The organism is Synechococcus sp. RC10B2 (assembly GCF_047502635.1).
Genome location: NZ_JANSHO010000056.1, coordinates 81379 through 92408 on the forward strand (window position 1 = coordinate 81379; position 11030 = coordinate 92408).

Genomic DNA, 11030 nt, shown 5'->3' on the forward strand with positions numbered 1-11030 from the left:
AGGGGCCGGCGGTGAGGGCTACAACCGGATCAGACCGTAGGTGAGGGCGTAGCGCACCAGCTCGGTGCGGCTGCTGGTGCCCGTCTTGTTGAGGAGGCGGGTGACGTATTTTTCCACGTTGCGCACGCTGGTTTGCAGTTGTTTGGCAATTTCTTTGTTCATCAGACCCTCTGCTACCTTCTCCAACACCTGCTGTTCCCGTGGTGTCAGCTCCACCTTAATCGGTGGGGGTAAAGGAGTTGGGGTGGGGGGCTGAGAGGGAATGGTTGGGGGGAGAGTTCGCTCCGATAGCAGGGCGCGAATCGAGGCCAGCTCGCGGGCCACTACCTCCGAGGGGCTGGCCGCGCGGGAGCGCTCGATGAGATTGGAGACAATGGCCACCAGCTCCTCCGGGTCGAATGGCTTGGGCAAGTAGGCATCGACGCCGGCCCGGTAGCCCTGGATGCGGTCGGCGGTCATCCCCTTGGCGGTGAGGAAGACCACGGGCAGGTGGCTGTAGGGATCGAGTTTTCGCACTTGCGCCAAAAATTGGTAGCCGTCCATGCCCGGCATCATGATGTCGGAAATAATCAACTGTGGCTGCGTCGTGCTGAGCAGTTGCAGGGCTTGCTGGGCATTGGCAGCCGGGATCACCTCAAAGCCGCTGTCTTCTAGATAGGCTTGCACTGCTTCCCGCAAGCCTGGCTCGTCATCCACCAACAAGATGCGGGCCCGTGCCGAGGCAGGTTCGGATTTGGCTTGAGCGGAGGGGGCCATTGTGCAGCTCCTGGATAGCTTTCAAGATTTTGGCTGGAAGAGACATGCCTGCTCCATTTAAGCCCTACTGGGCCGTGAGCAATCTGAGGCGGAAGCAGGAGCCCTGGGGGGAGCTTTCCACCTCGAGATCTCCTCCCATTTGGGCGGCCAAGTCGCGGCTGATGGCCAACCCCAGCCCCTGCCCCGGCTTGGAGGGATCGGCGCGAAAAAACGGATCGAAGATCCGCTCCAGGTTCTCAGGATGGATGCCGGGGCCGTTGTCGCAGACGGCGATCCACACCTCCTGGCAAGAGGAGGCGCTTGAGCCTCTCGCTTCCTCGGCGGGCTTGACCTCTACCCTGAGCTGGATATCGCCGGGGGGCGGGGTGTACTTGCAGGCGTTGTCGATTAAGTTATCCAACACCTGGCGCAGGGCGCGGGGATCTGCCAGTACCGGCGGCAGGAAAGGGGGAAGAACGGCCTGAAAGCGATGTCCCTGCGCTTCCGCCAGGGCCTGATAAATAGGGCTCCACTCCCGCAGCAGGTCGGCCAAGGAGAGGGGCCGAAGTTGGAGAGGAGCCGGGATCCCGTCCAAGCGCTCCAGCTCCGCCAGCAGATCCTGCAGATGCTTGCACTCCTGTTCAATGCTCAGGCCAATCCAGTGGTTGCGATCGTCGGGGGGCAGACGCTTTTGCAACAACTTGGCCAGCGTGCTCAGGGCGGTTAGAGGATTGCGCATCTCGTGGAGCAAGGTGGAGAGCTGCTGGGCAGATAGAGTGATCCCCCCGCCAGGCCTGGGATCCCCGCCCCCACAGACGGGCTCAGGCTCTGGGTGAGGTTCGGCAACTTTTTTCGCTCTCGGCATGGATCCCCTCTTTCAACTCTCCTGGAGCAAGCAAATCGATCCTAGCCCCATCCTCCCTGGGATTTGCCACTTCAGACCGGCTCCAGGCCGGCGGACTAGAGCTGGCGGGGTAAGTAGATATTGAGAATTTCCCCTTGCCGAGCCCGATGGCGCACAGTGAGATAGCCCCCCAAAGCTCGGAACAGGGTTCGGGCTACTGGCAGGCTGAGGCTAATGGCCCCGGTATCTGGCTGCACCACCAACAACTGGCCAATTGGCTGAGGGGACTTAAGTTCCAGGCTAGGGGTGTCGCTCCCCTCGGGGGTGTTTACCTGGAACTGCAGCTTCACCAGCTCGCCAGCGCTGAGCAATTGGGCGCGGATGCGGCTGCCAGCGGGAGTACTACGGGCTAGGCGGTCGATAATTCCAAATAGCACCGCCTCCAGGGCTTTGGGATCGCTGACCACATCGGGCAGCTCGGCAGGGATCTCCAACTCCAAGCGGGATCCCCGCCGTTCCACCTGTTCCTGCCAGCGGGGCAGGTTTTGCCGCACCAAGTCCACCAGCGCAATCGGCTCCAGTTGCAACCGACGTCCCTCGCCTGGCGTGGCAGCGGGCATGACCGTTTCTGTGGCCTGGAAAAACAGACCGAAACGGTTGATTTGCTCGGTGCACTCGCGGTCGATCTTCTCCACGTATTCCCGCACCCGCGGTGGCAGGTCGCGCCGCTTCAGGATGAGGCTGACCAAGGTGCGGATGGTGCTGAGGGGCGTCTGGATCTCGTGGATGAGAGCCCGCAACAACTCCGCCTCCGAGAGGCTGCCCGCTTGCTCTGGCTCGGCTTGGGGAGCGGAGGAGCGGCCGTGGGCGGGAGGCTCAGGCGCCGGCGAGGAAGCGGAAGATGAAGAAGCCGGGATCTGCCTTGCTGCTGGTGGCGGTGGAGGCACAGCGGCAGCCTCCTGTTCTGCCCTGGCAGGGGGCAGGCGGGCGGGCGGGGATCCAAACTCGGCCAGGTTACCCAGCAGAAGGAAGCTGCTGAAGCGGGCCAACACCCGTACATGCGGCTGCATCAGGGGATAGTGGCGGGCCAACTCCTGCCAAGCGGCCAGCCGGTCTGGCCTGCCCTGTTGAACCCGTTGCTCCAGGCTCTGCCAGGCTCGTCGGATCACCTCCGGCTCAAAAGAGACCATCATCCCCCTCTGCCGGGTGTGGGGATGGTGACCCTGGGCAGCTACTGCCGAAAAAACAGGGGTGAGCAGCAACAGAAAAGGCTCCTCCACCAGTGGATCCCGCGGCAGGAGAGGGATCACCGTCTGCCCAGGGGTGAGGATTGACTCAGGGGAAAAATCCGGGCTGAACAACCAGGGGGGTTCCCGTGCCGGCTCCCAAGAGTGGCGGGGAAGATGCAGCGCATCCATGGGCAGCGGCAGTTGGGGTAAGGGATCCTGCACCACCCAAGGGGGCCACCAGGAGACCGGCCCCCCGATCACCACGCCAAACTGTCCAACCTCTTGCCATAGCTGGAGCAGGGCTGCCACCGTCTGCTGCCAAGAGCGCTCTCCCGCCCCCGGCAACCATTCTGGCAAGGGTAGAGCGGCCCACAAGGCTTCCATCAAGGACAGAAATCGGCGGCTGTTCACGGATCCCTTTGATCCCACCCTTCCCCTGTAGGCTAGCGGTTGTGAAGCTTCTAGGACAGCGGAAAACCTCACCTTCTCCAGGGCGGATCCCCGTCTTGCTCACCCAATCCGTCCATCTGGCAGAGTCGCCCCGCGCAGGTTGGCTCCCGCGAGGTTGGCGGTGCTGAGGTCGGCGCGGGTGAGGATGGCCTCGCGGAGATCGGCATTTTCCAAGTTGGTGCGGCCCAGATAGGCATCCACCAGGCTGGCCGATCTCAGGTCGGCCCCGGCCAGGTTAGCCCGACTCAGATCCGTCCGCGCCAGCTTGGCCGAGCGCAGGCAGGCGGCGGAAAGATCGGCTCCCGCCAGATCTGCCTCGCTGAGGTTGGCTTCCGCCAAGTTGACCTGGCTGAGCATGGCTTCCTTCAAGTTGGCCCGCCCCATCTGCACCCCCTGTAGGTCCCCGCCCAGAAAGGAAGCTCCCCTCAGGTCGGCGTTGCTGAGGAGGGCCCCGCGCAAACAGGCCCGCTGTAGGTTGGCTCCCTGTAAGTGGGCTCCGATTAAACTGGCCTCTTTGAGATTGGCCCCCCTTAGGTCGGCCCGCGTCAAATCCGCTCCCGCCAGGTTGGCCCCGCTCAGGTCGGCGCGGCTGAGATTGGCGCTGCGCAGCACGGCTGCCCGGCGACTCTCGAAACGGAGATTGGCCCCCCGCAGGCAAGCCCCCCCCAGGTTGGCGCTGGTGAGGTTGGCCCAGCGCAGATCCGCCTCTAGCAAGTTGGCGTCGATCAACAGAGCCAGCGTCAAGTTAGCCCCGTGCAAGTCCGCCCCTTGCAACGTGGTGCCGTGCAAATGCGCATCTCTGAGATCTGCCTCGCTCAGGTCAGCCTGGCTGAGGTTGGCCCCACTGAGATTCGCTCCCACCAAGTTGGCCTTCTGCAGCTTGGCCCGCCCCAGGTAGGCAAAGATCAAGTTGATACCATGCAGGTCGGCCTGAGAAAGGTCTATCCCGATCAAATCCGCTCGGCTCAGATCCAGAGCGGCCAGGTTCTCGCCTGCAAAGTTAACCCGTCCTGCCCGGTACAGTCGGAGCAGATCTTTGGCATCCATTGGCATCCATAGAATCCATGGAAGAGAGCTGATCCCGCGCTCATGGCCATTCTAAAGCGAGACACTGCACTGGAGCGCCAGCATTATCGGCTCTAGGGAAGGCAAAGGACTTGGCCTCGCCGGCGCGACCAAAAAAGTAGGGTGGCCGCCAGGGTAACAGCAGAGCGGTTGGACAGCGCCTTTGAAGGTTCGTTTCGGGACTCCGAAGAATCTCTGCCCTCAAGGGTGAGGAGGGTCAGGGCTTTCGCGCCCGGCGCTGTCTTGGATGTTGGCAGCGGCGAAGCGGCATCCCTCACCCCCCACCCCTCTCCCACTGGGAGAGGGGGGCTGCTCCTACAGCTACAGCTCTCTCTGACTTCAGGCGAGTTGACGGGATCCCAGAATGGCGGGCTTGGTTTTCAAACCAGGCCAAATAGACGGCGCTCTGCCTCCTCCATGCGGGCCAAGAAAGCGGCGAACTTGGTGGAGATCTCCTCGACTTCCTGCAAAAAGGCGCGCAACGTCTGGTACTTGAGAACTAAGGCTTCTTCTAGGGGACGGCTCTGGAACTGTTCGTCCAAGGCCTGGCCCAGCTCGCTCAGGGCATTTTCAATGGCGGTTTTGATCGCGCCAATGCTGCGCCGCACCAAGCGCATCACTTCCTGCTCCAACTGGGGCTTTTGGCGGGCCAGCTCGCTGGTGGCCAGCACCTGCCGCAGAGCGGCATAGGGATCCCCCACCTGAAGCGGCATCTCGGCCATCTCTCCTGGCTGTCCCGCATTGCCGGCGGGCCGCAGCAAACCCCACTCCGACTGCTCCAGCCTACTCAGGATCCCTCTGAACAGGGCAGCGGATCCCTCTACGTCTTTCAGAAGGCCACGCAGCACCTGGTGTTTGAGGCTCAGGTATTGGTCCGGATCCTCGTCCTGCAGCCCTTCGTCCAGGGCGTTGCCCAACTCGCTCAGGGTGTTCTCGATGGTGGCCATCAGGGATCCGGCGCTACGGTGCAGCAGTTGGCGGCAGGGTTCTGGAAGCTCTGACGCCAGAACGGCAGGAGCAGAAAAAGCAGGGGGCTCGGCTGTCGCTTCCCCCTCGTTCGGGCTTTCGGACTCCAGCCAAGTGATGCGGCTGGACTCCGTCCCGCCAGTGCCGACGGCATTTTCCCCATTGAGCCAATCGAGATCGGCGGCGAGAGTCTCGGCAGCTAGCCCCCCACCGGCCATTGTTTCTTGGGACACGTAAACGTAGAGAGGCTGCAGCATCTGCAGCACGGCGTTAGCTGCTTGGCTATCCTGCTCCGGCTCCTGGAGCTGCTGCACCGCCTGTTGCAGCCGCGCTTCCAGCTCCTGCGGGGAGTTGCAGGCGTCGTAAAGGGCTCTGAGCAGCTCGTCGAGACTGTAGCGCCGTAGGGCCGCCAACCCTTGCACCGTGGGCTCTAGCCTGTGGTGCAAAGCCGTGAACAAAACCAGCTTGGCCCGCAAGGGACTTGTCTGCTGCATCACCCCCGCCCGCAACTCGAACGGGTCGTAGTCTTGCTTGTGCAGTTGTAGGCCGCCGTATCTCACAGGTAAGCTGGGCGCAGGCGCCACCCAAGCCGGCAGATCCCCAGATGAAGCAGTCAGAGGGCTGCCGGGATCCGATTGAGACTGGTGATAGAGGAGCTCGAGCTTGCTCAGCAGCAGTTTGGCGACGCGGGCGTATTCAGCCTTCTTGTTGATTTGGCTGATGGCGTCGCGAAAACGCCGGACTAGGTCCTCCAGGGTCGCATGCTCGCGGTAGAGCTGCTCCAGCAGAGCCTTTAGCTCCTCCCCGCTCAGCTTGACAGCGTCGTTTGTCCAAGTGCGGGTGCAGGTGAAGTAAACCAGCTTTTTTACCCGGTCTGCGTACTCGCCCTGCTGCACCTCTTGGACGATAAGGTGAAGGGGATCCGAGAGAACCATAGGAGCTGCTCAGTGGGAGTTTTAGGCCTTGGGGTTAAAAGGCCGTTTCTGGAGGAGCATCATCATGTAAGGAAGCGGCGAAGGCAATCAACCAGGGCCAAAGGCTCTATCCGCCTCAATCCTCTTGCCAGTCTAGGTCGGAATCGGTCAGGATGCGATGGCTCTGCTTACGGCAGGTCAGGTGGTGCCCCTCCCCCCTTCGCTTGAGACCTGGGCAAGCTGGGGCAGAGTTTGCCGCTTGCGCTTCCTGGAGTTCATGTAAAAGCTGTAGGTAAAACCCCCGCCGCTCCCAGTCCAGCTCCCGCAGCCCACAGCCCGGCTCCCGATCGTGCAAGCAATCGCGAAACTGACAGGTGCCCAGCCGCTCCCGCACTTCCGGAAAGCAACGTATTAGCTGCTGAGGGGAAACCGGCGGGATCCCTTCGCCGGCATTGAACCCCGGAGAGTCGGCAATCCAACCCCCCTCTGGCAGAGGGAACAGCTCCACATGGCGGGTGGTGTGCCGCCCCTGGCGCAACTTCTCTGACACCGCTTGGGTGGTCAGCTGAACAGCCGGCAAGAGTCGGTTGAGCAAGCTTGACTTGCCTACCCCTGAGGGGCCAGCCACCACCGAAATCTGATCCCGACAGCGGCGGCGCAGCTCGGGGATCCCTGCCTCAGTAAGGGCACTGACCAATAGAGGCTCATACCCCCACCGCTGCAGACGCTGTCGCCAGCTCTCTGCCACCGCCGCCTCTACACAATCGCACTTGTTGAACACCACCTGAACTCGCAGGTGGCTGGCCTCGGCCTGCACCAGCAGACGGCTGAGGGCGTTGGGCTCGGGCTCCGGCTCGGCCAGGGCCATCACCACCAAGACTTGGGTTATGTTGGCGATGGCCGGTCGAGGCAACTGAGTTCGCCGCGGCAGAATGGCCTCAATTGCCCCCCGCTCCGGCCAGAGAGAGTCGGCAGCCGGCGGTAAGCTAACCTCCACCCAGTCCCCCACCATCACCGACTGCCCCATTTTTTTGAGCTTGGCCCGAGCAGTGCAGAGAAGCTCCGCCGGCATCGGCTTTTGGGCCGGGAAATGCGCCTCGATCTCAGGAAAAAGGGCAGCCAGCTCGGGATCGATGCGCACGCGATAAAAGTTGGCCTGGGCGGCGCGCACCCAGCCAGTGCAAGTGGATCCCTGCCCCTCCTCTTGGACGGCGCTCCGGTGGCTCATGCCAAATTCCCACGGCGTACCCAGAGGATGTGGTGTCCCTCGGGCGCCGCTTGTTGCCCTTCAATGTAATGCCCCGCCATCGTCAGGCTCTTGGGCACCTGCTCCAGAGGCTCTCCTGCATCCAGCCACAGCTCCAGCACCTCCCCCGGCGCCATGCGTTCTAGGCGCAACTTGGCGCGCACGTAGTTGAGCGGGCAGGGGATCCCGCGTTGATCCAGAACCAGCTTCACCTCGTGGGGGGGAATTGCCTCTGCCGTCATTCTTCTTCTCGCTCTCGGTTGCCGGGCATTTGGGCCAGCCCCCGCAACAGCCCGCCCAAGAAACCGTCCCGCTTGTTGATGCGTTCCCCATGCAACTCGGCCAGGCGCATAAGCAGTTCCCGCTCTTCCGAGCTGATGCGGGTGGGAATCTCCACTACCAGGGTGATTTTGTGGTCGCCCCGCAACATCGGATTGCCAAGGCGAGGTACCCCCTTGCCCTCCAGAGTTAGCACCGTACCCGGCTGGGAACCCGCCGGAATGGTCAGCTCCGCCTCTTCCTCCAGGCCCGCCTTCGAGTCCACCGTGGGCACCAAGACTTTAGCCCCCAAAATGGCCTGCAGATAGCTTACCCGCACCTGCGAGAAGATGGTGAGACCATCCCGCTGGAAGTCGGGATCCGGCTCGACGAAGAGGTAAACGTAGAGATCCCCAGGTGGGCCACCGCGCCGACCGGCATCCCCCTCGCCAGAAACCCGCAGACGGGTGCCGCTGTCCACGCCGGCAGGGATGTTGATGCGCAGCTTCTTGGTGGTCTGGGCGAGGCCCTCGCCATTGCAGTTATAGCAGGGCTCTTCCAGCACCCGGCCGGCACCGCCGCAGGTGGGGCAGATCGAGACCTGGGTAAAGTTGCCAAAGGGGGTGCGGGTGGCCCGCCGCACCTGACCAGCGCCGCCACAGGTGGGGCAGACTTTCACATCTGTGCCGGGCTTGGCCCCGCTGCCCCCACAGACCGGGCAGACCTCCAAGTGGCTGATGCGAATTTGCTTTTCGCCGCCGAAGATGGCCTCGAGAAACTCCAATTTCAGGTCAAAGCGCAGGTCATCCCCGCGTACCGGCCCTTGGCGGCTGCGGCTGTAGCCAACTCCCCCTCCCGCAAAGTTGGTGAAGAAGCTCTCGAAAAGGTCGGCGAAGCCACCGATTCCGGCGAAATCCTGGAACCCGCTGGCGGCAGCCGCCGCACCGCTCAGCCCAGCTTCCCCAAAGCGGTCGTAGCGAGCCCTCAGCTCGTCGTCCGAGAGCACCTCATAGGCGCGGTTGATTTCCTTGAAGCGATCCTCAGCCCCTGGCTCTTTGTTGACGTCAGGGTGATACTTGCGGGCCAGCCGACGATAGGCGCGCTTAATCTCTTCCTTGGAGCTATCACGGCTAACCCCCAAGATTTCGTAGTAGTCACGAGCCATAGAAGCGCTTCAGAGAACAAGGATCGAATGACGCCGGAAACACAGCTTGCCGGATGGCCCAGGCAATGCCCCTCTGCCATGCCCCAGAGCTGAGCAAAAGCCTTCGCCGAGTATCCTCAGCGAGTGCCATAGATCTCACTCCCCATCTCTAGGAGCACAGCCCGCAGCTCTTCCATTGCATTCCGTAAAGTTGCTAAGTCTACGTTATCATTTGCCAGCAGCGCCCTCAATGTGCCCGCCGCCTGGGCCCCCCTCTGGAGGCAGATCTCGCTAAGGCGACTGCCGTGCTCCTGCAGGGTCTTCTCGTAGTTGTAGAGCAGGCTGTCCGCTTGGTTGCGGGCTTCCACCAACTGCCGCCGGCGCCGATCTTCTTCGGCGTAGGCCTCGGCTTCCCGACGCATCCGCTCGATCTCGCTGCTGCTCAAGCCGCCGTGGTTGGTGATCTTGATGCTCTGCTCGATCCCCGTCCCCTTCTCGCGGGCGGAGACTTTCAAAATGCCGTTGGCATCGATATCAAAGGAGACTTCGATCTGGGGCACCCCGCGGGGAGCTGGCGGGATCCCGGTTAGTTGAAAGCGGCCCAAGGTCTTGTTGTCCTTGGCCATAGCCCGCTCTCCCTGCAAGACGTGGATTTCCACCATTGTCTGGCCGTCGGTGGCGGTGGAGAAAATTTGGGTTTTGCTGGTGGGAATGGTGGTGTTGCGCTCGATGATGCGGGTGAATACCCCGCCCAAGGTCTCCACGCCAATGGAGAGGGGAATCACATCCAACAGCAGCAGGTCTTTCACTTCTCCGCCTACCACCCCTGCCTGGATGGCTGCGCCAAGGGCTACTGCCTCGTCGGGGTTGACGGAGCGATCCGGGTTTTTTTTGAAGATTTGCCGAATCTTCTCCTGAACAGCGGGAATGCGAGTAGAGCCACCCACCAGCAGCACGCGGTCGATATCCTCAGGGGAGAGGCCGGCATCCCGCAAAGCTTGCTCGGTGGGCTCAACAGTAGCCTCCACCAGATCCTGCACCAACTCCTCGAACTTGGCGCGGGTCAGCTCCACTTCCAGGTGTTTGGGCCCGGAGTCGTCGGCGGTGATAAAGGGCAGGTTGATGAGCGTAACCTGGGTGCTGGACAGCTCGATTTTGGCCTTCTCCGCCGCCTCCCGCATCCGCTGCAAGGCCATGCGATCCCGGGAGAGGTCGATCCCTTCCGTCTCCAAAAACTGGCGGTTGAGCCAATCGACAATTCTCTGGTCAAAGTCATCCCCGCCCAGGTGGTTGTTGCCGGCGGTGGCTTGTACCTCGAACACGCCGCTGCCCAGTTGCAGCACCGAGACGTCGAAGGTGCCGCCACCCAGGTCGAAAACCAAGATGCGCAGATCTTGATCTTGTTTGTCCAGCCCGTAGGCCAGGGCGGCTGCCGTCGGTTCGTTGATGATGCGCAACACCTCCAGTCCGGCAATGGTGCCCGCGTCTTTGGTGGCCTGGCGCTGGGCATCGGTAAAGTAGGCGGGGACGGTGATCACCGCCTGAGTCACCGGCTCCCCCAGATAAGCCTCCGCGTCGGCCTTCAGCTTTTGCAGGATCATTGCGGAGATCTCCTGGGGCGTGTAGGCGCGATCCTGCACCACCACCTCCACCATGTTGTCCCGGCCAGGGATCACCTTGTAGGGGACTCGCTTGCGCTCTTCTTCAGTTTCGGCGAAGGTGCGGCCAATGAAGCGTTTGATGCTGAAGATGGTGTTTTCGGCGTTGGTAACCGCCTGACGCTTGGCCAGTTGGCCCACCAGGCGGACGTTGTTCTTGGCAAAGCCGACGATGCTGGGGGTGGTGCGCCCTCCTTCGGCGTTGGTGATCACCACGGGCTTGCCCCCTTCCAAAACCGCCACGCAACTGTTGGTGGTTCCCAGGTCAATCCCGATGACTTTGCCCATACCCCTCTCTCCCCGTGCGTCAAATCCCAACCCAGGACAATTCCACGGATCTCATAAGAGCATTTTGCCCAGAATCCCGCAGAAACCTTCAGGCGGCGCTTCCGCCTCCGTAGCTTTACTGTAGCCTTTTTGAGGCTATCCCGGCTTTGTTTGTCAAGGTTCAAGTGAGCAAGTTTGGTTAGCTAATCCGCCGTTCGCGCTAGCGGGACGTAGTCCTGGAAGCCCCGCTCTGT

The 11030-nt window shown here is 62.2% G+C and carries 9 protein-coding genes; all 9 read right to left on the bottom strand.

Annotated elements, in window-relative coordinates:
- Nucleotides 1-18: 18 nt before the first annotated feature.
- The 9 genes from NW855_RS07775 to dnaK all read right to left on the bottom strand — a co-directional run bounded on the left by NW855_RS07775 (nt 19) and on the right by dnaK (nt 10797).
- A complete protein-coding gene (locus NW855_RS07775) occupies nt 19-756 on the bottom strand; it encodes a response regulator (RefSeq protein WP_414390766.1) in 738 nt (245 codons plus the stop codon).
- A gap of 64 nt (nt 757-820) precedes the next feature.
- Nucleotides 821-1600, bottom strand: coding sequence for a sensor histidine kinase (locus tag NW855_RS07780; RefSeq protein ID WP_011429685.1), 780 nt, complete (start codon nt 1598-1600; stop codon nt 821-823).
- A gap of 95 nt (nt 1601-1695) precedes the next feature.
- Nucleotides 1696-3192: a sensor histidine kinase gene (locus NW855_RS07785; protein WP_240527965.1), complete on the bottom strand. Its 1497-nt coding sequence runs from the start codon at nt 3190-3192 to the stop codon at nt 1696-1698.
- A 126-nt stretch (nt 3193-3318) separates the two neighbouring features.
- Entirely contained in the window at nt 3319-4305 is a 987-nt protein-coding gene (locus tag NW855_RS07790; RefSeq protein ID WP_168173314.1) for a pentapeptide repeat-containing protein, read from the bottom strand.
- A gap of 398 nt (nt 4306-4703) precedes the next feature.
- Nucleotides 4704-6224: a hypothetical protein gene (locus NW855_RS07795; protein WP_099812353.1), complete on the bottom strand. Its 1521-nt coding sequence runs from the start codon at nt 6222-6224 to the stop codon at nt 4704-4706.
- Between the two features lie 115 nt (nt 6225-6339).
- Complete coding sequence (gene rsgA / locus NW855_RS07800; protein WP_011429680.1) at nt 6340-7431, bottom strand: ribosome small subunit-dependent GTPase A; 1092 nt, start codon at nt 7429-7431, stop codon at nt 6340-6342.
- Entirely contained in the window at nt 7428-7691 is a 264-nt protein-coding gene (locus NW855_RS07805; protein WP_011429679.1) for a sulfurtransferase TusA family protein, read from the bottom strand. Before NW855_RS07805 ends, rsgA begins: the two co-directional genes overlap by 4 nt.
- On the bottom strand, nt 7688-8872 hold the full coding sequence (gene dnaJ, locus NW855_RS07810; RefSeq protein WP_011429678.1) for a molecular chaperone DnaJ: 1185 nt from the start codon (nt 8870-8872) through the stop codon (nt 7688-7690). Before dnaJ ends, NW855_RS07805 begins: the two co-directional genes overlap by 4 nt.
- Nucleotides 8873-8988: 116 nt before the next feature.
- Complete coding sequence (gene dnaK / locus NW855_RS07815; RefSeq protein WP_011429677.1) at nt 8989-10797, bottom strand: molecular chaperone DnaK; 1809 nt, start codon at nt 10795-10797, stop codon at nt 8989-8991.
- Nucleotides 10798-11030 lie beyond the last annotated feature (233 nt).

What these genes read in the sequence shown, in the direction of transcription:
- NW855_RS07775 (WP_414390766.1), bottom strand. Translation starts at nt 756, where the DNA reads ATGGCCCCCTCCGCTCAAGCCAAATCCGAACCTGCCTCGGCACGGGCC.
- NW855_RS07780 (WP_011429685.1), bottom strand. Translation starts at nt 1,600, where the DNA reads ATGCCGAGAGCGAAAAAAGTTGCCGAACCTCACCCAGAGCCTGAGCCC.
- NW855_RS07785 (WP_240527965.1), bottom strand. Translation starts at nt 3,192, where the DNA reads ATGGAAGCCTTGTGGGCCGCTCTACCCTTGCCAGAATGGTTGCCGGGG.
- NW855_RS07790 (WP_168173314.1), bottom strand. Translation starts at nt 4,305, where the DNA reads ATGGATGCCAAAGATCTGCTCCGACTGTACCGGGCAGGACGGGTTAAC.
- NW855_RS07795 (WP_099812353.1), bottom strand. Translation starts at nt 6,224, where the DNA reads ATGGTTCTCTCGGATCCCCTTCACCTTATCGTCCAAGAGGTGCAGCAG.
- rsgA (WP_011429680.1), bottom strand. Translation starts at nt 7,431, where the DNA reads ATGAGCCACCGGAGCGCCGTCCAAGAGGAGGGGCAGGGATCCACTTGC.
- NW855_RS07805 (WP_011429679.1), bottom strand. Translation starts at nt 7,691, where the DNA reads ATGACGGCAGAGGCAATTCCCCCCCACGAGGTGAAGCTGGTTCTGGAT.
- dnaJ (WP_011429678.1), bottom strand. Translation starts at nt 8,872, where the DNA reads ATGGCTCGTGACTACTACGAAATCTTGGGGGTTAGCCGTGATAGCTCC.
- dnaK (WP_011429677.1), bottom strand. Translation starts at nt 10,797, where the DNA reads ATGGGCAAAGTCATCGGGATTGACCTGGGAACCACCAACAGTTGCGTG.